The organism is Variovorax sp. RCC_210 (genome assembly GCF_041355175.1).
Lineage (GTDB): Bacteria > Pseudomonadota > Gammaproteobacteria > Burkholderiales > Burkholderiaceae_C > Variovorax.
This window is the reverse complement of sequence record NZ_JBFUPJ010000026.1, coordinates 1-23716: the sequence shown is the minus strand read 5'-3', so window position 1 is coordinate 23716 and position 23716 is coordinate 1. Positions and strand designations below refer to the sequence as shown.

The following is a 23716-nucleotide window of genomic DNA, read 5'->3' as shown; positions in this document are numbered from 1 at the left end:
TCCTGGGAGTACCAACCCGTGATTCGCACGTGGATTGAACGCGGGCGCATCACGTAGTCACCAACTCTCTACCGGCATTCGAAAAGAGGCTGGATTTCCGATTGCGAAAAACTGAATGTCAACCCAACACGCTTGAACATTGTTGGACTGAACCAGCGGGGCAGGATAGGCAAAAGGCTGGCACCTGCGGTGCTCAACGGAAATCCCGTGACGCTGCCGAAAGTCTGAGTTCAGCGCTACCCTGCGCGCGTGAGGCCAATGCGTGCTGCGGATGTGGGCGGTGCAGAACTCCAGCGTCCGGTTCGATTCCGCGGCGTCGGCGCGATGAGCGGGGGCAGGCTGGCTGATCTGGAGGCGACCGAAGCCGGGGCCCTGCCTCGACCAGGGCAGCCTCCTCGAGACATTTCGACGGCAATTGCGAGTGGGGTCATGGAAGTTTTCATCGCAAGCTCCCGGGGGCGCCCGCGCCTGCCCTGCGCGCTCAAGGACGGCAGGCAATGTGAGAGCACGCCTAGATGGCCGCTCTTTCACTTCGGTTCGGAATCCGAGGTTGCGCGTGCGAACGTCGGCCCTGGTCTGCATGTCCTCCGAGAAATAGCGCTGGCGCATGCTGGATCTGTTCAGGTCCCTCGATTGAAGCCGTGACGGAGTTCCAGCTCTCTCTGCCAGGCGAAACCCCGTCGCTTGAGGCTGCTGGCTCCCACCCTGCCAACCAGGGATACTTGTAGGAAAAGGATGGCGCTTCGACGCGCTTTTTTCTGAAATGAAAACAGCCACCGTTTTTCAAAATACGGGCTCCCAGTTCTTAGACCCCTCTTGTAGCACTTAGAAATTTCTCGTTTGGCCCCAATCCTATTGTTGAGGGTTGTCCAGATCGATGCATTTCCAATGGTCGCTGCTGCGCACATTATTGCGGGAGCTGTCGCAGCGAAATTGCATTTAATCATGGTACTTTGGATTTTTTATCTGGGAAAAATAGGTGGATAGCGATCCTTTCCGTCCTAAAATTATTTGAGCAAGAGTTAAGGGCTGTCCATCGCATTTTTTATCGTCACGAGTGGCCGTTTTTCGGTTTAAAATTTCGTCGCTTCAATGACCTGATGTCATGCCCCTCAATTTTCTTCGCGTCATCGAACGAGCAACATTGCCGCTCACCGTCACTGATCCCGAAGACATCAGACAAATAGTGCTACTCCGCGCTGCGCTGGTCATCACGGCAACGGTGCAACGCACTTCACCAGATGCACAACCGCAGTCTGCGGTCGTCCACGGAATTACGCGGGAAGGCCGGCACCTCTTACAAAAAGGTGTGGTTTAACGGCCGCCACCGTTCGGGTCCTCGCTCCTGATGCAGGTCGGCCTCCTTCCTCGGGCTGATCGGGGCGGCCATTCTTCAGCTCGTTACGTCGGCGCGGCCTGCCCGGGCCTCGATGCGGACTCCCCCTGTTCGACGCCGCCCACAGCATGGGCTTGCGAAAAGCGGGTCCGTTCGACACGTCGCTATGACGCTGGCGCGCCTTCCTTTGGAAAAGGCTCAATCGCCTGCAAAAGGCCGGTGTCAATCTGGGCGCGATGCCCGCACTTGCCGGTCCCGAAACCGACGACCTGAGGACGCCGCTGAGCAGCCAACAGGCCGACCGCGTCTTCCTCGTGATGTACGAGAAGGCCGCCAACCCGGCCACGGGACTCTTCGTCGGGCTGCAGCCGATGCGCTCGGATTGGTTCGTCCCATGATTGACCGTATTTAGGCGCGCCGACAACGACCTGCCGCTGGTCAGCACCAACCAGGGTGTGACCACGATGTTCGAGTCGGCAGTCGAACCCGACCTGCGGGCCCTACGAAGCCTCATCCAGCGGTACCGCGGCGGCGGTGCGCAAGATCCTGGAGCCGAAGTTGCACGGCGACGTGCCAGACACCGAGAGCGTGTATCGCGGGCGCTTTCTCAGCGCTCGCACGCAGCGGCGTCGCCTGGCAGCGAGAGGGTGCGCTTTTCGACGCTGCTCGACAACGTCCGCCTGGAGATGGCGCAGCGCTACTTGGCGGCAGGCATCGCCACGCTGACCGAGATAGCCTTCTGCTCGGCTTTTCGGAGCCCAACTTTTCTTCCGCTCCTTCAAGCGCTGGACCGGCAAGGCCCCGGCGGATTTCAGGCAGGCCCGTTGAGGCAGTCTGGTTGACCGTGCGTACTCACGCAACTACTGGCGGAGCGCGGCGGCCAGCATGAGCGTGCAAAAACTACCGGCCTTGGCTCAATCGACGAATTCCTTGTTCGGTAAGGTGCTCGCGGCCCTGGCTGTCTTGTGTCACCAATCCATGTGACCTCAACCTGTTCGACACATGGCTTGGCTCCCCATGCGTTTTGGTCTCGCCCTCGTGGGGCAGGCTGAGCAGTTTGTTCCATTGCTCATCGTTGAGCCGAATCTTTTCGGTCATTTTTCCTCCTCCGTCCATTGAAAACCAAAGCGTCGTCCAATCGGCCACACCACCCGTGTCTGATGAGACCGATCCCCTTGCAAGCCGGTGGATCTAGCGTATGTGGGAGGCAAACCACCGAAAGATGTTCTGCTGGCTCTGCGCGCCGCCTCCAACGGTTCGCACGAAAAGAAAACCGGATTTCGCATTGCCCAGCGCGTCGACCGGAATGCCTGCAGTTCGCAGGGCCTCGATTTCTTCGTGCGCGCTGATGTCTAGCGGGAGCTTCAACGTGATGGTTGCGCTGTGGAAGATCGGCTTTTTCATCGCTCGCACCGGCGTGCTCTCAGGGGACTGGTCCCGCAACTGCTGCTATGGAGGCCCGGCAGCCAGGAGCCTCGCGCGCATCATGCCTTCGCGCAGGGCATGTGCGACATCCGCGGGCATGCCGATCTTGCAATCGAGCGTGGTTGCCTCGCCCAGCCCTGATCTAGCCACAACGGAGGCTTTCGCACCACCAGGCATGTCCTCGGCTTGCTGCAGGTACAGATCGAACCGTCCGTGAAAGCCCAGAGGGAGCAGTTCACCGTGCCCTCCCTGGATGGCTCGCCGATGACGCGGCCCCGGGTAGAAAGCAGACTTCCAGCAAATGCTTGCTGTCGTGTCGACGATGGAACTCACACGAGCTCCAACGAAGACCGCGCCGTCGGCGAACATGATGAATTTTCCGAGCGCCTCGAAATATCGAAACTGACGGTTGATATGGTCCTGAACTGAACCGATCGAATTCTCGGCAAACGGCATCTGGCAAGCGGCCCTTACGCGGACCCCGAGCATGGTGCTGCCAAAGACTTCGCTGGGCGTAGTCATGCGCAATTCATAGAAATTGCCATCACTGGACATAGGGGCTCTTCCAAGACTGCCGGTGAACTATTACCGACCGAGCCGACAGGCGCCTGATAGTAAGACTACTAAAGCGTGCGACCTACGATAGAAGTTTGGTCAAACCCAACCAAACTATCGGATCTCTAAGGATTTCCCTACCCCGATGATGGAAGAGCTATCATGGATTTTATTTCTATCTGAAACAGCGCCTACTCTAGGGCCTGTGACCAGCAGCCGTTTAATTCGCGAAGGACGCAAGCGTCTCCAGATGAGCGAGCAGCAATTTGCTGTTGCGTTGGGGGTGAGCCGTGGCGCAGTACAGCAATGGGAAAAACAAGGCGGCACAGCTCCAAAGCGGGCCAATCAAGGGCGAGTGGCGAAACTGCTCGGAATCTCCATCGCCGAGTTGGTCTCCGGGGTGTCAGCGGGTGCGCGGGGTGCCGACATGAGATTTGAAGTTCCTCTCGTGTCGGAGGTTGAGGCCGGCAACTACACCGTCATCGACAACTTCAAGCCGGCGACACAGTTCGACACTGTCCCTGTGAGCGTGCCGGTCAAGAAGCACACCTACGCGTTGCGGGTGCACGGGGACAGCATGGTCAGTGATGTCGGAGACTCGTTTCCTGCCGGGTCGATCCTGATCGTGGAGCCCGACATGGAGGCAATTCCGGGTGACTATGTCATTGCATTGAATGCAGCGCGCGAGACCACGTTCAAACAACTCGTGAAAGACGGCGGCGACCTCTATCTCAAGCCCTTGAACAGCCGCTATCCCTTGAAACCGCTCGGCGATGCCAAGGTCATTGGTGTGGTGCGCGAATTCACCAAGCGATTTCGCTAGCCGTCGCAAAAAACGCACGGCCGCATAGATAGATTTTCAATCTAGAGATATATTTTCTATCCCAAAAAACCGGTCCGATTCGATTGATTTGGGACGGCAGTGAAAGGATAGAAAAGAATGGATCCCGTGCAGTTCCCCACGGTTTCCGCGGGCTTCCCATACATATCTTCGCATCGCAAGGCCGCCTAACCTCGAGTACAGGGATGAAGCTGACCGTGCCCCCGCAATACCGGGATCGCTTTGAATTTGTGTTCCACGTCGAGCAGAGTACCGATGGACGAACCGTGGTGTGCAGAGCGGAAATTTTCGAGCACTCAGTCCTCAAAGCCGTCTTGCAGGTCGTCGACAGGAAGCGCACACGCTTGGAGGTCGCTGAAATGGTCCTGGAGCGCTGTATCCAGTGGGCGGACCTGCGACTTCGAAGCGGAGGTAATGAGTGACGTGCGGCCGCCAGTGCACGTCCTGCCGAAGGTCGGTGGACCAGCGCTTCGCCAGCGCCTGAATCCTCGTCCTGGAAATTTCCGCGGAGGGCTGGGTCGCCATGCGGGGAGCTTCTTCCGGTGCTGTCAGGGTGACGCCGCGGCGAGGCAACATGCGCCTACTTCACCAGCGTCACCGGCTGCTTCGCAGTGGCAAGTACACGCTGGGCCACGGAGCCGATCAGAAGATCCATCATCGCGCCGCGTCCCTTCGAACCCAGCACGATCATGTCGAACCTACCCTTGTTCGCGAGTGCGACGATCTCCCCGGCGATGCTGCCGGTGCGAATCACGATGTCGTGCCGAATGCCGGCGGCGTCGAGCGCCCTGATGGCGGGCCGAAGCTCCTTGTCGCTGAGTTCACGCAAATAATCCTGTACGGCCTCGCTGCCCACGAGCGCTTTGGCATGGCGCAGGCCCGCGTCGTCATGCACGCTGACCAGCGTGACCTTGTGCTCGCGCGATTCCTCCATGAGCGCGACGAGCTTCGCTGCGTACTTGACGGCCCGTAAGGCTGGGGCTGACCCATCAGTTGCAAGAAGAAATTTCATTTGCTTTTGTTTGGTGAAGTTTCATGAACCGGTCATTCTGGAGACCCACCCGGCAGGCGGTCTGTGCGACGTCGTACAGACCCGAGGGCGCAGTGCGCGCACATTCGCTCCAAGACACTGCCTGCCATCGCAGGCGCCCGCACGCCCTGACTGGAGCCCGACGCATGCCAAACCCCGCCGTTCACCCGCCCCTGGAAGACTTCACCCTGCTGGACGCCTGGTGGCGCGCCGCCAACTACCTCTCGGTGGGCCAGATCTACCTGATGGACAACCCGCTGCTGCGCGAGCCGCTGGCGCTTGAACACATCAAACCGCGCCTGCTGGGCCACTGGGGCACCACGCCGGGGCTGAACTTCATCTATGCGCACATGAACCGCGCCATCAACGCGCGCGGGCTCGACACCATCTTCATCGCCGGTCCAGGCCACGGCGGGCCGGGCGTGGTGGCCAGCACCTACCTCGAAGGCACCTACACCGAGGTGTATCCGCACATTTCGCGCGACGCGGAAGGCCTCAAGCGCCTCTTCACGCAGTTCTCGTTCCCGGGTGGCATCCCCAGCCACGTGTCGCCAGAAACGCCCGGGTCGATCCACGAAGGCGGCGAGCTCGGTTATTCGCTGCTGCACGCGCACGGCGCGGTGTTCGACAACCCCGCCCTGCTGGCCTGCTGCGTCATCGGCGACGGCGAGGCCGAGACCGGCGCGCTCGCGGCCAGCTGGCATTCGAACAAGTTCCTCAACCCCGCATGCGACGGCGCGGTGCTGCCGATCCTGCACCTGAACGGCTACAAGATCGCGGGGCCGACGGTGCTCGCACGCATCGGCGACGAACAGCTCACACAGCTGTTGCGCGGCTACGGTTACGAGCCGCGCTTCGTGTCGGGCGACGACCCCGCGCTGATGCACGGACTGATGGCGTCCACCCTGGACACCTCGCTCGATGCCATCCGCGCCATCCAGGTGGAAGCGCGCTCCGACGGCTTCAGCCGCCGACACCACTGGCCCATGATCGTGCTGCGCTCGCCCAAGGGCTGGACCGGGCCGAAGACAGTGGACGGCCTGCCCATCGAGGGCACGCAGCGCGCGCACCAAGTGCCGCTCACCGGCTTTGCCGACAAGCCCGGGCACATCGCGCTGCTGCAGCAGTGGATGCAGAGCTACCGGCCGGAAGAACTGTTCGATGCCGACGGCGCCCTGCGGGCCGACCTTGCCGCCCTGTCGCCGCAGGGCACGCGCCGCATGAGCGCCAACCCGCACGCCAACGGCGGCCTGCTGCTGAAGAATCTCAAGCTGCCCGACTTCCGCGGCTACGCCGTCACGGTGGCCAAGCCCGGCGCCGTCGATGCCGAGGCGACGCGCGTGGTGGGCGAGTTCCTGCGCGACGTGATGCGGCTCAACGCGGCGGACAGCAATTTTCGGCTCATGGGGCCCGACGAGACCGCGTCCAACCGCCTGGGTGCGGTGTTCGAGGTGAGCAACCGCACCTCGACCGCCGAGATCCTGCCCGGCGACGACCACGTGGCGCCCGACGGGCGGGTGATGGAAGTGCTGAGCGAGCACCTGTGCCAGGGCTGGCTTGAAGGCTACCTGCTGACGGGTCGGCACGGCTTCTTCTCGTGCTACGAGGCCTTCATCCACATCGTCGACTCGATGTTCAACCAGCATGCGAAGTGGCTGAAGGTGACGCGCCACATTCCGTGGCGCCGCCCCATCGCGTCGCTGAACTACCTGCTGACCAGCCACGTCTGGCGCCAGGACCACAACGGTTTCAGCCACCAGGACCCGGGCTTCATCGACCACGTCGTCAACAAGAAGGCCGAGGTGGTGCGGGTGTATCTGCCGCCCGACGCCAACACGCTGCTGTCCGTCACGAACCACTGCCTGCGCAGCCGCAACTACGTCAACGTGATCGTGGCCGGCAAGCAGCCCGAGGCGCAGTGGCTGGACATGGCCGCGGCCGAGCGCCACTGCACGGTGGGCCTGGGCATCTGGGAATGGGCCAGCAACGACCACGGCGTGGCGCCCGACGTGGTGATGGCCTGCGCCGGCGACGTGCCCACGCTGGAGACCATGGCCGCCGTCGACCTGCTGCGCACGCTGCTGCCCGATCTGAAGGTGCGCGTGGTGAACGTGGTCGACCTGATGGCGCTCGAATCGCCCTCGGGCCATCCGCACGGGCTGGAGGACGCGGTGTTCGACTCCATCTTCAGCACCGACGCGCCGGTGATCTTCGCCTTCCACGGTTATCCGGCGCTGATCCACCGGTTGACCTACAAGCGGCGCAACCACGGCAACTTCCACGTGCACGGCTACCTGGAAGAAGGCACCACCACCACACCCTTCGACATGACGGTGCTCAACCGGCTCGACCGCTTCCACCTGGCCGCCGACGCCATCGACCGCGTGCCGCGCATCCGCGACACCGCCGGTCACGTGCAGCAGCACCTGCGCGACCGGCTGCTCGAACATCGAGCCTACATCGTGCGCCACGGCAAGGACATGCCGGACATCGAGAACTGGCGCTGGGAGCAGCACTGACAGCCTGAAGGCAGGCCGGCACCAGCCTGCAAGGTGCCCGTGCGCAGACTCCGCTAGTCCGCTAGTCCGCTAGCTCACCATCCGCCACTGGGCGCCCTCGACAAACCTGGCGCTCGGCCTGCTGCTGACCTTCAATGCCGGCGCCATCAATGCGGGCGGCTTCCTGGTGCTGCACCTCTACACCCTCGCACATGACCAGCTTCGCCTCGCAGCTGCTCGACGGCATGGCGCGGCGCAATGCCACCCTGCCGCTGAATGGCGCAGGGCCCCATCCTGGCGTTCATGAGCGGCGCCGCCGTCTGCGCCATCCTCGTCAGCCAGTTCAAGTTTTGATCCTCACCCCCCGAAGGTGGAGATGGGCGGAATCCAACAGCCCCGGTCTCAGGTGAAGCAGATCGCGAACTATTTAACGCTTTGGGCGGCCGGGGCTCTGGCCTAACGCACATGTAATCTTGTGGAAGCTTCCTTGCTTCTATCGTCTTCCTTTTGGGAGCGATTGTGAAAAAGGAACGCCGAACCGCGAACGAGCTCATGGACGCGCTACTGGATTTCGTAGCTAGTGATTCGGCACTTTTCGCGTTGATCACTGACCTCGGCCGGGCCAAAGTGGTCGCAGCCGCCGAGCGCGCTGGCGCAGCAAACTGGACAGTACGCAGCGAAACGAACGTCGACCAGCATCGCCCCGAGATTGCGCGTGCAATCCGTGAACTTCAGAAGCGATTCGAACTGGCCGAGTAGACAACCAGAGGCTATGGCGGATTTGGCCGACCAGTTGCACTTGCCACGCCGGCCGAAGTTTTGAAGCGGCTTCGGATGGTCCCCGCGGAGGCTTCGCCGGGGTGAACCGGGCACATCCCGTTCCTGAACATTTCTGACCCCTCGCTCCCTCGCCGGGGGTGGTCGGGAGAGGAACGCCCCCCAGCGTCGGCGCTGTCAGTGTGGGTCGCTGATCTGCACGTCACAGGCGTGCGACCACCGCATTTGAAGATCAGCCGCCGCTCTTCGTTGCCCCTGAGTGCCATGCGCCATCGCAAAAATCCAGGTTGTTGCCGGGTGCCATTTCCATGATGCTGATTGAGGGGCTGCGTCCACCTGGATAAGGTTCTCGCATCGCCCCCGAGTTCAGGGCTGCCATTGACCGCGTCATCGCGCCCGCAAAGAAAAGGGGTGCGGTTGCGTGGCCCCGCGAGCGATGTCCACGCAAAGACGCGCGTTGCCCGCTCAGCTTGACGAGGCAAGCCATTCGCGTGGCGAAATCCCGACTCTCTGCGCAAAGGCACGGGACAGCGCTGAAGCATTCGCATAGCCCAGGCTGGCTGCGATGGCCTTCAGAGAGGCGCCCTTTCTGAGTTCAGCTTGCGCGATGCTGAGGCGCCAGCTGGCCAGGTAATCTGCCGGCGTCGTTCCGACCCTGGCCTTGAAGTGCTGGGCGAAGGCGCTGCGCGACAAACCTGCCTCCCGAGCCATGTCCTCCAGCGACCATGGTTCACCCGGCCGCTCGTGCATCGCGACCAGTACACGGGCGAGCTTCTGATCGCCCAGTCCCGTGAGCAGGCCTGTAGGTAGCTCGGCTTCCTGAGGATGGTCGAGCAGCCACCGCAAGAGCTGGATCAGCACCACATCGAACATCCTGTCCGCCAACAGCCGGTGCCCACAGAGGACCCGGGTGGTCTCGGCAAACAGCAGTGCCAGTGACTGCTCGAGGCCTTCCACGGCGTGCAATGGGAGTCGAATCAGGGCCGGCAGCGCCCGCACGAGCGGATGAGCCTCGCCCCCGTCGAAATCGAGGGTTGCGCACACGAAGTCGGATCCTTCCGTGGGCGCGTTGTGGAAGTCGTGCGCCAGCGGTCGTGGATAGAAAAGCAGGCTGGGCTCCTTCACGACCAGCTTGCGCGGCACGCCCGCGCGCGCGGAATGCGTGACCACCATTTCGCCGTGACGCAGCACATGCAGGAATCCGCGTCCCGGCTTCGCTGCGAAGTGGGTAGTGCCGCACAACGGGCCGGCGTGGAACAGATGCGCCCGCACACGGAAGCGCTCCAGCAGCGAGGACAGCCGGTCGATCGACGGCATGGTGGGCGGCGGCATTGGACGAAAAGATATGTACCTTGGACGAAACGAACCGAATCATACGGATTTGACCAAGACACTGTGGACTTCGACCACTTCCAAGGATCCCTTCATGTCCCGCATTCAACTCGTTACCCAAGCCGCAGCCATTGGCGAATCCCAGGCGCTCCTCGGCCAGATTCACGGCGCGTTCGGCGCCACGCCCAACATGTTCCGCGCCGTCGCCAACTCGCCGGCCGCGCTCAAGAGCCTGTGGGGTTCCTTCGGCGCGCTCGGCGGCGGCGTCATCTCCGCGCAGCTCGGCGAGCAGATCGCAGTGGCGGTGGCCGACCGCAACGCCTGCAACTACTGCCTGGCCGCGCACACGGCGCTGGGCCGCAAGGCTGGCGTGTCCGCCGCGGACATGGCGGCCGCGCAGGCCGGCGAATCGTCCGACCCGCCGACCGCCGCGGCGTTGCGCTTTGCGCTCAAGGTGGTCGACGAGCGCGGCCAGGTCGACGCTGCGGATGTGCAGGTGTTGCGCGATGCAGGATTCGACGACCAGCACATCGTCGAGATCCTGGCGCATGTGGCGCTGAACCTGTTCACCAACTACGTGAACGTGGCGTTCGACGTGCCGGTCGACTTCCCCTCGGTCAAGCTGCGCGCCGCTGCGTGAAAGTAACCCATTAAAAAACCGTCCCGGGAAGCGAGGGACGCTCTCTTCCCGGATTTGCCTTCAAGTCGGATATTTCCACGCCATGTCGAACCACTTCCCAGAAGGCCCCGCGCTGCAGGTCACCCGATGGCTCAACAGCGACGCCGCCCTCACGCTCGAGTCGCTGCGCGGTCGCGTGGTGGTGATGCACGCGTTCCAGATGCTGTGTCCGGCCTGCGTGACGCACGGCCTGCCGCAGGCAAAAAAGACGCGTCAACTCTTCGCCGACCGGGACGTCGCCGTGATCGGCCTGCACACCGTGTTCGAACATCACGATGTCATGACGCCCGCTGCGCTCGAGGCCTTTGTGCGTGAGTACCGCTACACCTTCCCGATCGGAATCGACTCGCCTGCGGATGGCAGCATTCCCGCGACGATGCGGGCCTATCAGCTGCAGGGCACCCCGAGCATCGTGCTCGTCGACAAGCAAGGGCGCATCCGCTTGAGCCGCTTCGGTGGGATCGACGACATGGCGCTCGGCGCGGCCATCGGCCAGTTGGCCGCCGAGACGATGCCTACGACGTTGATCACCCGCGCTTCGGGCGACACAGACGCCGACGACGCTGACGACGAGCACTGCGATGAAGACCGCTGCCGCAGCGCAAGAGGTTGACGCCATGAAATGCATCGCCCTGCAACACGTTGCCTTCGAGGGTGTCCGGCCTCTTTGAGCCAGTTCTTGCGAAAATGGCTATGACATCGACCACCTGCAGGTGGGTGTCCCGCCGCCGGCACGTCACTGACCTCGCCATCAAGCCTTCCGTCATGGCGGCAACGCTCTCACGCAGCAATTTCATCCGGAGACGGGCCATTCGCGCGCCGAGCCACGACAGGTCGGGCATGGGTGTGAACTTGCGCATGCCGGCATCGGCATGGCTGCACAAGGTGCCAGCAGCGCCCCACTCGCAGTCGTGAGCATCGGTTCAAATGCAGCGCATATCAGCCCTCGCTTTGAAGGCGATGCACCACACGCGACGCGCATGGGCAGGCGCCCGCCAGCACATGCGGCAACACCGCGTTGATCGATCGTCATGGCAAAAGCACAGCGTCAGTCCAGGGTTGGGAGCGCTGATTGGACGCGGCAAAGGCAGTCGCGTCTTCGCGAAGACATCAGACACGCACGGAGCCCGCCTGCTGCACGTCACGTTGCAGGCGGTAATGCCAGCGAAGATGCCACGGGGAAAGAGCGTTCGGAACACGGCAAGACCTCCCATGGAAAATCACAGCGGCGCACGAAGCGCCGCGTCGGCTGACAGCGAAACCAAGGCAAGGGCGAGCAGTTCAGCCTCGCCAGCGGTCAAGCGAGCGGCTGCCCTTCTGTGCAAGGCCCCTTGACGGGAACCCGCGCTGTCGGACGGGCTCGGCCGAGGCCGCCGTCCTGATCCTGGGGATGCGCGCGTGCACGGGACGCGAACGGGGATGGTCGAAGCTCGCGAGTTCCTCGCGCCCCTTTGGCGTGAGCGCCAGCACCTGCGCTGCGGTCGGCGAGCCCGACAGGGCAATCGGGTCGGAAGGGGAAGGCACCAGCGCCACCACGAGGCCGGCCGCACGCAGCAGTCTGACGCCGTCGATATCCGCTTCCCGGTAGAACGTGACGGGCAGTCGCGAGCTGGCAATTTGCTTCAACAGGTTCATGGTCATTTCAAACCTCCTTGTCGGTTGACCAGGTTCCAACGAGGTCAACGTAGGTTGGGGTTCTAGCTTTTCAAGGGTGCCGCGTTTGGTTTTTTTGCACCCTCGGAGGGGATTCAAAGGCCACCGTCACACGTGCCCCTCGACATGGGGCTGACACGCGTTTGCGCCAGGCACAACCACCTTCGCGAACGTTCCTGCTGCGTGGGGCGGCGATGTCCAGGAGCTCAGACAGTTGCGTTCGAGCCGAGCGCGGTCGAACGTGATGCGGCTGTCCCGTCGACGGGCCGTATCGCTACGGCACATCCCTCAGGCGGTTGATCTGGGTGCAACGGGGACGTCCAACTGCAGACGCACAGAGCTGCTGCGCCGATGAAGGACAAGCGGATCGTTAACGCCCGAGTCGGACCTTCAACCCCGCTGCCACCGCGAGCCTGACCTCGCAGTCCTGGTCCTAAAAGCGTCGGAGCGGCGCGCTGATGACCGATAAAAAAGACCGGCATTCGCCGGGCCATGCCTCTGGCTGTCACGCAAGAGGGTCCCGCTCCGGGGAGGAATGGTCGTAGAGCAAGACAACGGATGGTGCAAGGACCGAAGTTCCTGGCCGAGTCAGCGATCTACTCACAATTTCGTCAGAAGTCTTCCTCTGCGAGCAGTGATTGGGGTCGCGTGCACCGCGCGTACGTGCGACACGCGTCAAGGATGGGAGCTGGGATGAAAGGGACGGCACTGCAAGTGCCCGCAGCGCTTGTCGCCGCGGTGGGGAGGTCTTCCTACGCCGAGCTGGCATGCCATCGTGCCCAATGGGCGGATGATTCGTCTCTTCGTCATGACACTGCGCGATCCAGGCAGGCTCGCGGGGCCGGAGATCGCAGAATGACATCCGCTGGACAAGTTGTTCGGCGTCTGCATGGCGCCGTGTTGTCAACACCCGGCCTGCGGGTCCTGTTTCTGGCCATTCGCAACTACATCTTTCATCAGAGCGCCAACCAGGCAGGCAGCCTTGCGTTTTCCGCAGTGCTGGCGATGTTTCCACTGCTCATCCTGTTGTCTGCCACCGCAGGCTACGTGGGCGAGCCAGGCGACGCAGCAGCACTGGCCAACCGTGTCATGAGTTATGCGCCGCAGCTTGTGAAAGATGCCATGCAGCCCGTCATCCGCCAGGTGCTCGCGCAGCGCAATCAAGCCTTGGTTGCGGTGGGGCTGATCGCAACGGTTTGGACGGCGTCATCGGGCATGCAGGCTGTACGCTCCGCGTTGAATCGCGCGTACGGCATCGAGCACGGGCTCCCGTTCTGGCGTGCGCGCATCAAGTCGACGGTCTTCACCGTGGTCGTCGGCGCGGCCACCGTCGCAGCGTTCAGTTCCGTGGTCGTCATGCCATACCTGTGGGCCCTGCTGCGGGACAATGTGGGCGTCGGGGAAGAAACGGTCTGGCTGCGCAACAGCGTTCGGTATGGCACGGCATTCTTGGTTTTGACCTGCCTGTACGCCCTTCTGTACGGCTGGCTGCCCGACATCCGACAGCGCCTGTACACGGTCGTCCCTGGCGCGGTCGCGGGCGCCGCCCTGTGGGTCGCAGCAGCGGCCATGCTGTCCTATACGCTGCGCAGCGCGGGGAAGCTGGCGCTGGTCTACGGGAGCTTCGCTGGCGTGGTCGCGACGCTGGTCTTCCTGTACATCAGCGCCACGACCCTCATCTTCGGCGCAGAGATCAACGCAGTGCTTCGTGAGCGCGCGGCGACCCGACACCGCCTGCCTGAGAAGCAACCGGAGACGCCACAGGCGTGAGCTGGGAGCCGGGTCGATAGGGCAGCCCCCGAAAGCAGGGCGAGTAGGGGCATGCCGCGGCGGCCGCCAGCCATACGAGCGCAGCCTCACACCCGATCAGTCCGTGGCTGCGAGCTGGAAGCGGAACGACTGCCTGTCGGGATCGCTGAGCCATTGCTTGGCGACCTCACCCGCGCGTGCATGCGCGGCGGCCCACCGCCGCACCCGCTCGAGCTGCTGGTCACAAAGGTTCACAGGGCCCTGCGCGTCGTCCCGCCAGGCGCGGAAACAAAGCAGCAGCAGCTCGGCGCTGGAAAAGTCTTCTTCGAGCAGCCGAACGTACAGGGGTGCGGCCACCATGGCGTCTCTGAGCGTCGTGGGGGCACCTTCCACGGTGGCAGAGAACAGGCGTCCTCCGGCGGTCAGCAGGTCCTTCATGGCTCGAATTCCTCAATCGGTTCGTGTGATGGGGCGGAATGCCATGTCGAGCCGATCGCTGTCCCATGGCAGGGGCGTCAGCGAAGACGCGCCTGGCCAGGCACCCGATGGTTGCTGCGATAGGCGGAGGGCGTGGACCCGAAACGAGCGCGAAACGCCGTCGAGAAGTTGCCCGCGCTGGAAAATCCGACAGCTTGTGCCACTTCCTCGACGCTGAGTGCCGATTCGCCCAGCAGTGCGCGCGCGTGGAGCAACCTCGCATTGCGCACGAACTCGAACACCGTCATGCCGGTGTGCGCGCGAAAAGCCCGCGAAAGCCGCTTGGCATGTGTGCCGACCTGGGTCGCCAGGTCAGGAAGCGATTGCGACGTCGACAGATCGGCCTCGATGAGGCGCTGCGCGGCTTGCGCCAGCACCCTCTCGGCGTCGTGCCCAGCGTGTGCCGCCTCGTCATCGGCCTGATCGGTGCCCGGCCTCGTCACGCGGCGCGCGAGCGCGAGATGGACCGCCAAGCGCATCAGCAACGCTTCGCCGTCGACGGGGACCTGCACGCAATCAACCGCGCCTTGCACAAGGCTCGCGAGCCGCTCCTCGAGCGTGGCCCCGCGAAGCAGGAAGATCACCGGGATCTGCGACGTCGAGGGATCGGCATTGAGCAGCCGGGCCGTGGCCAGACCGCTCGGCGAGCGGGGCCGCACTTTGAGCAGGATGAGGTCGGGGCAGAGCGCCGTGGCCCGACGGTAGCCTTCCGAGCCGTCGGCCGACAAACTGACCTGATGTCCCGCTGAGCGCAAGGCCGTGAGGATCGTCTGCTGCTCCTGCGGATCGTCTTCGACGACCAGGATGTGACCACGTCCGAGCGGCCACTCATGCCTGTCAGCAGGCGGCAAAGGAGGCGACAGCTGTGGCGCGCGCGCCGATCGGCCATGAAATGCAAGGGCGGACAGATCCTGGGACCGTTGCATTGGATTCGTATACATGAAAGGGGTGCTCTTCGTCGATCGTTGACGACCGGCATGGTGCCGACGATCCCCTTGGAAAGCATGCAGGATTCCTGACGCTTTCTCACCAATCCTCACCGCCTCACCCCCTCGCGGCTCTGAGCGCGCCCGCGCCACAGGGCCCAGGGTCGCTGACTAGGTTGCGAACACGTAGCCTGTGCCGCGCACCGAGTGCACAGGCAGGCGCATGCCCAGCCTGTCGGCCTTGCGGCGCAGCCGGCTTGCGATGGCATCGATGCGGTGCTGATCGAAGTCAAACACGTCGCCGCCCAGTGCCGCAATCAAATCGTCACGACTGACAGCGCTGCCTTGGCGCTGGATCAGGCAGCCGAGCCACGCGCGTTCGGTGGCCGTGAGGGTCATTCGACGGCCTTGCGGGTCGCTGAGCACCCAGCCGCCCTCGTGAAGCGACCATTGCGCCGGGGCACCAATGGCGGCGGCAGCAGCAGCGTCTGGCGCCGCCGCGGGCAGCGATGCGACGTGCGAAGCACGCAGCCGGCGCCCGACGGCCTTCAGCGTCTCCGCCAGCTCCACCATGTCGACCGGCTTCACAAGATAGGCATCCGCGCCTCCGCGCAAGCCTGCCACCCTGTCGTCAAGGGTGCTGCGGGCCGTAAAGAGCACCATGCCGATGCTGCGCAGGGCGCGCAGGTGCGCCACGATGGACAGCCCGCTCTCGCCCGGAAGGCCGATGTCGACCACCGCGATGTCGCAAGGCGCGACCACCAGCGCCCTGTAGAACCCAGCGGCATCGCCGAAGCCCGACGCGTCGAAACCAAGTTCACCCAGGGCAAAGACGGTCTCTTCGCGAATGTCGTCGTCGTCCTCGACCACATGGATGCGAAGCGGGGGTGGTTCGCTGGGGAGTTGCATGCGCGCCAAAGTATAAAGTCGTCCCTCGCATGCCTCAGGCAACCCGTCAAGTCCATGCCCTACCGCGCGACCATGTGCACCCTGTATCCCCGCGGCCACCGCGACCGTTGGATTTTCAATGTCGTGCGACGTCTGAGAGCCTGCGTCGGCTTCGCCCTCGCCTGCATCGCGCTGCATGCGCATGGCCTCGTCCTGTCTGCAGCCGACGGCGTGGCCAAACCCCTCGGCCTGTCGACCGGCGTCGAGATCCTGCGCGACCCGTCGGGCCGATGGGACATTGCCGAGGTGGCCGCCGGCGGCGCACATCATGGCGGGTTCGCGCCCCTGGAAGGCCCCGTCCAGGAAGGTTTCAGCCGCGACGCGGTGTGGCTGCGCCTTTCCCTTTCACGCGCGCCGGACGCCCCGGCCGACTGGCTCCTGCGCCTTCGCCCGCCGCGCATCAACGAAGCGACCCTTTACGCACCGGACGGGCACGGCGGCTTCACCCGAACCGATGTGGACGAGCGCCAGCCGTTCGCCCAACGCAAGATTCCGGACCACAACCTCGTGTTTCCCCTGACAGTGACGACCGAGCGCGCAAACTACTTCCTGCGATTGCGCAACGATGGTCCCGCGCTGCGCGCCGAGCTCGATCTCTGGCAGCCTGATGGTTTCGCGCGGGACCGCACGACGGACTACGTCGTGGTGGGCCTGCTGGTCGGCGCGGCCGTGCTGTCGATCTGCATGAATCTGATCTTCATGGTCTGGCTCAAGGATCCGCTCTATGGCCACTACGCGTTGTATGTGCTCGGTGTCGCCGCACTGACGCTCAACCGGCAGGGGTTCGCGGCGCAGTGGTTCCTTGCTGCGCACCCCGAGCGGGTGGCGCAAACGCTGTTGATCGTCAACTGCCTGTTCAACGCCGTCGCCACCAGCTTCATGGCCCGCATCTTCGGGTTCCGACAGCATTGGAAACCCGCATCGACCTTCTTCCAGGCTGTGACGGCCTTTAATTTGTTGGCATGCGTCGTCGCCATGACCTCCCACCACGCGGCGGCGGCGCCTTGGGTCAGTGCCGGAAGCCTGGTATCGACCGCGTTCGGCGGTTTGTTCGTCGCCTATCTGCTGCTCGTGCGCCGCCAGTTCCAGTATCTCTTGCCCGCTTCGGCGTTTTCGGTCGGCACCATCTTGGGACTCTACGGGCTGCTGAAGCTCTGGCTGGGTGACTGGGTGCCCGGCGCCCAACCCGATCGCCTGTACGTGATCGGAAGCATGATGCACCTGGTGCTCTTGAACGCCGCAGTAGCCAACCGAACGCGCCGCGCGGAGCGCGATGTCCGCGCGGAGCGCGAGAAGGTGCTATCCGTGCGGCGCGAGGCCGAGCGCCAGCTCGAGTCGACGGTCGTGCAGCGAACCTCGCAGCTGGCACACGCCAACGCGACACTGCACGAAGAGATCGCAACGCGAGCGCGGTTGGAAGGCCAGCTGGTGCAATCGCTCGAGGTGGAGCGCGAGGCCGTCGCCCAGCAACGGGAGTTCGTCTCGATGGTCTCTCACGAATTCCGCACACCGTTGACCGTCATCGACGCCGCAGCGCAGTCGCTCGACATTTCCAGGCTGGGCGCGCAGCCCGCGGTCAAGCTGCGCACCCAGCGCATCCGTCGCGCCGTGCAGCGCCTGACGATGCTGATCGAAAACGTCATGCTGGCGGACCGCCTGCAATCGGGCACCAGACCCTTGCGGCTCGACAAGGTCGACATGGCGGCGCTGGCACATGAACTGTGCGAAAGCTTGCACTTGCCGGGACCTTCCCGGCTCTCGTTCGATAAGACCTCGCACGGGGATGCGGCGGTTCGCGGAGACCCCACGCTGCTGGACATCGCGCTTCGCAATCTGGTTCACAACGCGCTGAAATACTCGCCCGCCGATCGACCCGTGCGCATCGAACTCCGGCGCGACGAGGACCACATCGACATCGACGTCTTAGACGCCGGCGCGGGCATCTCGCCGCTGGACGCACCACGCATCTTCGACAAATATTTCCGCGCCGAAAGCGCATCCGCGGTGCCGGGCACCGGGTTGGGACTTCACCTGTCTCGCGACATCGCGCGACTCCATGGCGGTGAAGTCGCGCTCGCAGCGACGTCCAAGCAAGGTTCCTTGTTCCGGTTGCGACTGCCCCGATACCGCGACGCCTGAGTGACCCACAACAGGCATTGCCAGTTCGTTTTGCGGGAACGCAGGCTCGTTGCGGTGCGCGCATTCCCGACCGTCCACGGCGGTCCTGAAAGCCGGCGATGAGATCAATGGCAGCTCGGGGCCTTGCGCGACATGGGGCCGTTCGGCATGCCGGCGAAGAGCGCTGCCGCGGCCTTGCGTGCGATGTTGGCGACATACGCAACGGGCGTGCCGCACGGATCGTCTCCGACCAGGATCGATGGATGCACACCAAGGCAAGCACCAGGCCCCGCTGCGCAGCGTAGACGGACTGGGCCATCCGATCGTGACAGCAGCGCCTGGGCTGCCTGGACGACGGCGAACCCGGCCTGGAACTGCGCTTACCGATCGTCGGGTTCATAAGCCGCGTACCATTCCCAACCACCCGCTCAAACGGCCCATGATGGGAGTCTCGAACGTGGTACCGGTGCAGCAGCACATTTCAATGCAACGAGCGCAAGAAGCGAAGTCGAACCACATACCCTCCTAGACCAGCCGTTGTTCCACCTTTGGCGAACGTGCAGATACACGGTGTGGGCGCCTGCCGCCCTGACGCCGTTCTGCGAGTAGCTACCTCTCTAACGAAACGGGTGTCAAAACCGGCTGCCCGCCGAAATGAGCGTTCAGGTTGTCGATCACCAGTTGCACTGTGGCCGCGACGGCTTCAGGCGAACGCCCCGCGATGTGCGGCGTTAGCACGAGGTTATCGAGGCGAACCAGTTCCGCAGGGACATCGGGCTCGCCGTCTACGACGTCGAGCGCAGCGCCAGCGATTTTTGCCTGAACCAGGGCCTGCGCAAGCGCCGCAGTGTCGACCACACTGCCGCGTGCAATGTTGACCAGAAAGCCATCGGGACCCAGCGCATGGAGCACGGCGGAATCGACCAGATGCAAGGTGCCGGCGCCGCCAGGTGTCGCGATGATCACGAAGTCGGCCCATTGCGCCAATGCTATCGGCGTTTCAAAGTACAGAAACGTGGTGTTCTCACGCGGGCGGCGGCTGTGATAGCCCACCGTCATCCCGAAACCGTGCATCCCTCGTTGCGCGATCTGCATTCCGATATTCCCGAGGCCCAGGATGCCTAGTTTTTTGCCGGAGATCATTGGACGCGGCTGTCGCAATTTCGCCCACTGGCCCAGACGGACTGCGGCGTCCGCCTTCGGGATGCCCCGAACCACCGACATCAGAAGTGCCATGGCATGGTCGGCGACAGAAGCATCATTGGTCCCAGGGCCGTTTGTGACAACGATGTTTCGCGCAAGCGCGGCGTCGAGATCGATTTTTTCGTACCCGGCACCAAGTGAACAGATGATTTCCAGCTTGGGAAGCGCCGCGATGTGGGCTGCGGCAATGCCCGTCGAACCGTTGGTGAGCACGGCATGAATGCAGGGACCCAACGCTTTGATCGAAAGCACCTTATCCTGCGCGGAAAGAGCCACGTGCGCCTTGAACCCAGCGGCTTCGACACGAGCAAGTCCTTCGGGCGCCAACTCGATCAGGACCAGAAGATGTTTGAGCATGGCGAACGATGCCACATGTTCCGCGCCACCGCCCAGTTGCGGGATCTCACGACGCGGCAAGTGTGCGTGCATTGCCTGACGCTTGGCTGCCCAGTTTGCATTGAAGCGCGAGGGCGTCAACCTCGCCGTCCTCCACGAAATGATGAAGCTCGTTCACGCGCAATCTCGACGCCTTGCGCGCCGCCCAAGGTTTGGAGGTGCACTTGTACGTGTGCGGCCCGAAGGGATTCATGGATGCTGTCCTAGGCGCAGCCCGCAGGCGCGGTTGACCAAAAGAACGTTTGCACTATGAATTCTTCGGAGTCGAACTCATTCGATCGGACGCGGATCAGATCTTGAAAGTCAAACTAGGCAGTTCCGGGCGTGTCATCGAAGTAGAGCCCGAGCAGACCGTCATCGAATCGCATTCCGGCGGCAGGAATTGAGGTGCCAACATCGTCCCGACAAGGTGTCTCTGGAGCCTGCCTCGTCAGGGTGCTGCAGGGCCAACCTGACCAGCGGGAGAGCTACTTGACCTCGGGAGAGCAAGGGCACAACGATCAGTTCCTACCGTGCTGCGCACGCACCAAGTGGCGCTAACATTTCCGATGTTCGGACGGCTGGCCAACCATGAAAGCGCCCGCACGACCGGGCCCTATGACAGGCGGCAGGACCAGGTGTCGCTCGACGAGGTCGAGCGGATCAGAATCTGAGCGCGAAGTGAAAGGCCGCGTGTGCCGCGTTGCTTGAATCAGAAGCCACCTCCGCTGCGAAGTTTCACGTCCACCAAATGGATACAGCGCTCTAAGACCATTTCAGCGACCTCCAGAGGTGTCAGCTTCTTGTCGGAGATTTGCAAAACAGCTGAGCACTAAGTACTCGAAAGTTTCCGCTTCGCACATGACGGTTCGGCCATCGGTACGTCGCTCGTTCATTGACTCGCCTTCGAAGTAAATTCTAGGCAAGCAAATCGCTTGACAACATGATCCTAAACACATCTTTTTGCGAGCCTCAAGGCCTTGATTTTGGCTACCCGCTCTTGGATTTCGGCGAAAATTCCCCTCTTAAAGGCAGCATTTCCCGTCAGTTTGGAGGGATAAAAAAGAAAAATAGCTCCAATAAATCGGAAAAATTAGGGGGGCACACGTTAAACATCGGCTCGTGAATTCCCTGTAACGGAGATGAAATTCGGAAACTGAAACTCTAAACCGTTAGAAGTGCGCTCTGCCGATGTTGAACTCAGCTGTTCAACCTAAGGAGCGAGAATGATCGAAACGCTATTCATGCCCGGAGCGGCAGTGATGCGAACAGGCACGCACTATCAATTTGGCTCGTGCATGACCACAGATGGAATGCTGGCCAATGCGACGTACTTCGGCAATCCAGTCTGGGCAAAAGAGTACCTGGACAGTTGCCATAGGGACGACCATTTCCGAGCAAGGTGGCTGACAGCCGGAGGGGACTGGTCGGGCAAGGTAGTCGTTGATCTAGGATGCGGGCCGGGGAATGTTTTTGCCACACTCGGCGGACGGCCAAGCCACCTGATAGGCGTGGACGTGGCCGACGGCTCTCTTGAGATGGCTGCCCGGCTGGGATACACCACAGTTTTGGCCGACGCTGCACACACTCCGTTCCGTGCTTCCATCGCAGATATAGTCGTCATCAATGCTTCCCTGCACCACTGCGACGATATGGGCGCAGTGCTGCGCGAGGCAGCTCGACTGGTTAAACCGGGGGGGATGTTAATTACTGATCACGACCCTCAGATGACAGCGTGGGATTACAAGGGACTGGCAAAGCTTTTATGGAACGCGCGTCTGTGGATCTACAGGCTTATAGGCCACAGCTTCCACAAAAGCACCAGCCAGCAGTCTTGCGGGCTCAAAACCGAAGTGCACCACCAGCCGGGAGACGGTGTGACTCGCAAGCTTTTCGAGGAGACGCTTGCCCCCTTAGGTTTCGATGTTGCCGTGTATGCGCATAACCATCAAGTCGGAGCTGAAGTTTTCGATGGCGAAGTTGGGCCTGCAGGCTGGAAGTACAAAATTGGCAATATTCTTTCAGGGCGTAACCCCTATGCGCGAGACAGTGCGCTTTCGCTGATGTGCATAGCGAGAAAGGGACTGCCGCAAGTGCGCAAGTCTCAAGTTCACAAGCCTGTGTCGCAGGCTGCGCCACTAGAATTTTCGCCTGCTTAAATTCCAACTATCGTTTCATTCGCTTCTCTACCGCCATGTGCTGCCGGCTCGCTGCTTGGAAAACGGGGAAGCGCGCTGGCAACGTGCCGCACTATGGGCATGAATCACAGACCACTTCCGTTGCAAAGTCGCAGGTTGGGCTGCTGCCGGTCTCATAGACACCGACCTAAGGCTACGCTGAAAAAGGTCCACCGCCATCGCGGCTGATTCGTTGATCAGGGCATGAAGCAACAGACCTTGGCGATGGCAGCTGACAGAGGCTTTGAGCAATTTCGCCGCCCCACGAAGCGCGACGTGTTCCTCAACATGATGGACAAGATCATGCCCTGGGAGGAGCTTTGCGCGGTGGTGCAACCGCACTACCCCAGAGGCGAAGGCGGGCGGCCTCCCGTTGGACCGGAGCGGATGCTGCGCATGCTGTTCGTGCAGCATTGGTTCAATCTTGCGGACGAGGCATGCGAAGAGTCGCTGTACGACAGCGCGAGCCTGCGCAGCTTCGTGGGCATCGACCTGGGCCGTGAGCGTGTTCCCGATGCGACGACGCTGCTGAGGTTTCGCCGGCTGCTCGAGAAGCATTACCTTGGGCAGGCGTTGTTCGCCAAGGTGGGCGAAGTGCTGCAAGGCCATGGGATGAAGGTAGGCACCGGCACGATTGTGGATGCCACGATCATCAGCGCGCCCAGCTCCACGAAGAACGCGGACAAGAAGCGAGATCCCGAGATGCACGAGACGGCCAAGGGCAAGAACTGGTTCTTCGGCATGAAGCTGCACATTGGCGTGGACAGCCGCACGGGGCTGGCCCACAGCGCGGTGGTCACGGCGGCCAACGTGCACGACAAGCACCCGCTGCCCGAACTGCTGCACGGCGAAGAGTTGAAGGTCTACGGAGATTGCGCCTACGCGGGCCAGCAGGAACTGATCGCCAGCAAAGCGCCCGCGGCGCTGGACTGCACCAATGAGCGTGTACGCAAGGTTGCTGGAGTGCCCGATGAGGGCCAGCGGCTACGCAACCGCAACAAGTCCAAGGTGCGCGCGCAGGTCGAGCACGTGTTCGGTGTCGTCAAGAGACTGTGGGGCTTCAGCAAGGTCCGATACCGTGGACTTCACAAGAACGCGACCAGGGCATTCACGGCCCTTGCGCTGGCCAACATCTACATGAGCCGAGGACTGCTGTTGGTGCGAGTGCGCCCGTAAAACGCAGAAGGCCGCCGAAAGCAGCGCGCCGATGCACAGACACGGCAAAAACCGCCATCCCTGAGTGCCGATCAGCGCAATCCAAAGCGTGCAGCATGCTCGATGCAGAAAAAGGGGGGCTACTTCAGCGTAGCCCTAAGCTTTTTGAGCTTTCTCGAACTCTATCGGACTGACGTAGCCGAGCGTCGAATGACGACGCGTCGGGTTGTAGAACCGCTCGATGTAGTCGAACACATCGGCGCGGGCCTGTTCCCGAGTCCGGTACACCTTTCTGGCCGTGCGCTCAGTCTTCAGTGAACTGAAGAAGCTCTCCATGGCCGAGTTGTCCCAGACCTCGCCCACGCGGCTCATGCTGCACGTGATGCCTTGCTCCTTGAGCAGCTCCTGGAAGTGCTCGCTGGTGTATTGGCTTCCTTGGTCGGAGTGATGCAGCAACGCGAC

General features: G+C 62.6%; 24 protein-coding genes and 1 pseudogene. 14 read left to right on the top strand and 11 right to left on the bottom strand.

The window, feature by feature from the left end:
* Positions 1-1572: 1572 nt before the first annotated feature.
* A complete protein-coding gene (locus AB6807_RS38345) occupies positions 1573-1734 on the top strand; it encodes a hypothetical protein (protein ID WP_165840559.1) in 162 nt (53 codons plus the stop codon).
* A 502-nt stretch (positions 1735-2236) separates the two neighbouring features.
* Here AB6807_RS38345 and AB6807_RS38340 read toward each other — a convergent pair.
* The 3 genes from AB6807_RS38340 to AB6807_RS38330 form a co-directional block, all read right to left on the bottom strand.
* A complete protein-coding gene (locus tag AB6807_RS38340) occupies positions 2237-2434 on the bottom strand; it encodes a hypothetical protein (protein ID WP_132749171.1) in 198 nt (65 codons plus the stop codon).
* A gap of 93 nt (positions 2435-2527) precedes the next feature.
* The gene (locus tag AB6807_RS38335; protein ID WP_116914143.1) at positions 2528-2740 is read right to left on the bottom strand and encodes a hypothetical protein; all 213 of its coding nucleotides are present in this window, start codon (positions 2738-2740) and stop codon (positions 2528-2530) included.
* A gap of 45 nt (positions 2741-2785) precedes the next feature.
* Positions 2786-3316, bottom strand: a complete 531-nt coding sequence (locus AB6807_RS38330) for a hypothetical protein (protein ID WP_132749173.1) — start codon at positions 3314-3316, stop codon at positions 2786-2788.
* A gap of 145 nt (positions 3317-3461) precedes the next feature.
* On the opposite strand from AB6807_RS38330, the gene AB6807_RS38325 reads away from it, so the two are divergent.
* Complete coding sequence (locus tag AB6807_RS38325) at positions 3462-4139, top strand: XRE family transcriptional regulator (protein WP_116914145.1); 678 nt, start codon at positions 3462-3464, stop codon at positions 4137-4139.
* 203 nt (positions 4140-4342) lie between these two features.
* Positions 4343-4579, top strand: coding sequence for a hypothetical protein (locus AB6807_RS38320; protein ID WP_286517316.1), 237 nt, complete (start codon positions 4343-4345; stop codon positions 4577-4579).
* A gap of 158 nt (positions 4580-4737) precedes the next feature.
* Here the strand turns inward: AB6807_RS38320 and AB6807_RS38315 are convergent, their stop codons facing one another.
* Complete coding sequence (locus AB6807_RS38315; protein WP_116914147.1) at positions 4738-5169, bottom strand: universal stress protein; 432 nt, start codon at positions 5167-5169, stop codon at positions 4738-4740.
* Between the two features lie 164 nt (positions 5170-5333).
* Here AB6807_RS38315 and AB6807_RS38310 point away from each other — a divergent pair, with 164 nt between their 5' ends.
* The 3 genes and pseudogenes from AB6807_RS38310 (at position 5334) to AB6807_RS38300 (ending at position 8444) form a co-directional block, all read left to right on the top strand.
* Complete coding sequence (locus tag AB6807_RS38310) at positions 5334-7706, top strand: phosphoketolase (RefSeq protein ID WP_371088678.1); 2373 nt, start codon at positions 5334-5336, stop codon at positions 7704-7706.
* Positions 7707-7785: 79 nt separating this feature from the next.
* A pseudogene (locus AB6807_RS38305) lies at positions 7786-8024 on the top strand (DUF1275 family protein); the annotation flags it as partial.
* Positions 8025-8237: 213 nt separating this feature from the next.
* Entirely contained in the window at positions 8238-8444 is a 207-nt protein-coding gene (locus AB6807_RS38300) for a hypothetical protein (protein WP_371088677.1), read from the top strand.
* A 483-nt stretch (positions 8445-8927) separates the two neighbouring features.
* Here AB6807_RS38300 and AB6807_RS38295 read toward each other — a convergent pair whose 3' ends face one another.
* A complete protein-coding gene (locus AB6807_RS38295) occupies positions 8928-9794 on the bottom strand; it encodes an AraC family transcriptional regulator (protein WP_371088676.1) in 867 nt (288 codons plus the stop codon).
* A gap of 94 nt (positions 9795-9888) precedes the next feature.
* Between AB6807_RS38295 and AB6807_RS38290 the strand changes: the two genes are divergently transcribed.
* Positions 9889-10434 (top strand): carboxymuconolactone decarboxylase family protein, encoded by a 546-nt coding sequence (locus tag AB6807_RS38290; RefSeq protein WP_371088675.1) that lies wholly within the window; start codon positions 9889-9891, stop codon positions 10432-10434.
* 82 nt (positions 10435-10516) lie between these two features.
* Positions 10517-11086, top strand: coding sequence for a peroxiredoxin family protein (locus AB6807_RS38285; RefSeq protein ID WP_371088674.1), 570 nt, complete (start codon positions 10517-10519; stop codon positions 11084-11086).
* Between the two features lie 668 nt (positions 11087-11754).
* On the opposite strand, the gene AB6807_RS38280 is transcribed toward AB6807_RS38285, so the two are convergent.
* Complete coding sequence (locus tag AB6807_RS38280; protein ID WP_116914152.1) at positions 11755-12114, bottom strand: hypothetical protein; 360 nt, start codon at positions 12112-12114, stop codon at positions 11755-11757.
* 867 nt (positions 12115-12981) lie between these two features.
* Between AB6807_RS38280 and AB6807_RS38275 the strand changes: the two genes are divergently transcribed.
* Positions 12982-13896, top strand: coding sequence for a YihY/virulence factor BrkB family protein (locus AB6807_RS38275; protein ID WP_371088673.1), 915 nt, complete (start codon positions 12982-12984; stop codon positions 13894-13896).
* Positions 13897-13992: 96 nt separating this feature from the next.
* On the opposite strand, the gene AB6807_RS38270 is transcribed toward AB6807_RS38275, so the two are convergent.
* The 3 genes from AB6807_RS38270 to AB6807_RS38260 all read right to left on the bottom strand — a co-directional run bounded on the left by AB6807_RS38270 (position 13993) and on the right by AB6807_RS38260 (position 16187).
* Positions 13993-14313 carry a hypothetical protein gene (locus tag AB6807_RS38270; protein ID WP_371088672.1) on the bottom strand — a complete coding sequence of 107 codons (321 nt, stop codon included), beginning with the start codon at positions 14311-14313 and terminating at the stop codon, positions 13993-13995.
* A 77-nt stretch (positions 14314-14390) separates the two neighbouring features.
* Positions 14391-15293 carry a helix-turn-helix domain-containing protein gene (locus AB6807_RS38265; RefSeq protein WP_371088671.1) on the bottom strand — a complete coding sequence of 301 codons (903 nt, stop codon included), beginning with the start codon at positions 15291-15293 and terminating at the stop codon, positions 14391-14393.
* Between the two features lie 156 nt (positions 15294-15449).
* Positions 15450-16187, bottom strand: coding sequence for a response regulator transcription factor (locus tag AB6807_RS38260; protein WP_371088670.1), 738 nt, complete (start codon positions 16185-16187; stop codon positions 15450-15452).
* Positions 16188-16241: 54 nt separating this feature from the next.
* Between AB6807_RS38260 and AB6807_RS38255 the strand changes: the two genes are divergently transcribed.
* Complete coding sequence (locus AB6807_RS38255) at positions 16242-18365, top strand: 7TM-DISM domain-containing protein (protein WP_371088669.1); 2124 nt, start codon at positions 16242-16244, stop codon at positions 18363-18365.
* 588 nt (positions 18366-18953) lie between these two features.
* On the opposite strand, the gene AB6807_RS38250 is transcribed toward AB6807_RS38255, so the two are convergent.
* Positions 18954-19904, bottom strand: coding sequence for a 2-hydroxyacid dehydrogenase (locus AB6807_RS38250; protein WP_371088702.1), 951 nt, complete (start codon positions 19902-19904; stop codon positions 18954-18956).
* 426 nt (positions 19905-20330) lie between these two features.
* Here AB6807_RS38250 and AB6807_RS38245 point away from each other — a divergent pair, with 426 nt between their 5' ends.
* From AB6807_RS38245 to AB6807_RS38230, 4 genes are all read left to right on the top strand, one after another.
* A complete protein-coding gene (locus AB6807_RS38245) occupies positions 20331-20483 on the top strand; it encodes a 2Fe-2S iron-sulfur cluster-binding protein (RefSeq protein ID WP_371088668.1) in 153 nt (50 codons plus the stop codon).
* Complete coding sequence (locus AB6807_RS38240; RefSeq protein ID WP_371088704.1) at positions 20456-20596, top strand: hypothetical protein; 141 nt, start codon at positions 20456-20458, stop codon at positions 20594-20596. The genes AB6807_RS38245 and AB6807_RS38240 overlap by 28 nt, the downstream gene beginning before the upstream one ends.
* A gap of 552 nt (positions 20597-21148) precedes the next feature.
* Positions 21149-22081: a class I SAM-dependent methyltransferase gene (locus AB6807_RS38235; RefSeq protein ID WP_371088667.1), complete on the top strand. Its 933-nt coding sequence runs from the start codon at positions 21149-21151 to the stop codon at positions 22079-22081.
* Positions 22082-22303: 222 nt separating this feature from the next.
* Positions 22304-23275 carry an IS5 family transposase gene (locus AB6807_RS38230; protein ID WP_371088666.1) on the top strand — a complete coding sequence of 324 codons (972 nt, stop codon included), beginning with the start codon at positions 22304-22306 and terminating at the stop codon, positions 23273-23275.
* Positions 23276-23410: 135 nt separating this feature from the next.
* On the opposite strand, the gene AB6807_RS38225 is transcribed toward AB6807_RS38230, so the two are convergent.
* A partial coding sequence (locus tag AB6807_RS38225; RefSeq protein ID WP_371088665.1) for an IS3 family transposase occupies positions 23411-23716 on the bottom strand: 306 nt, incomplete at its 5' end.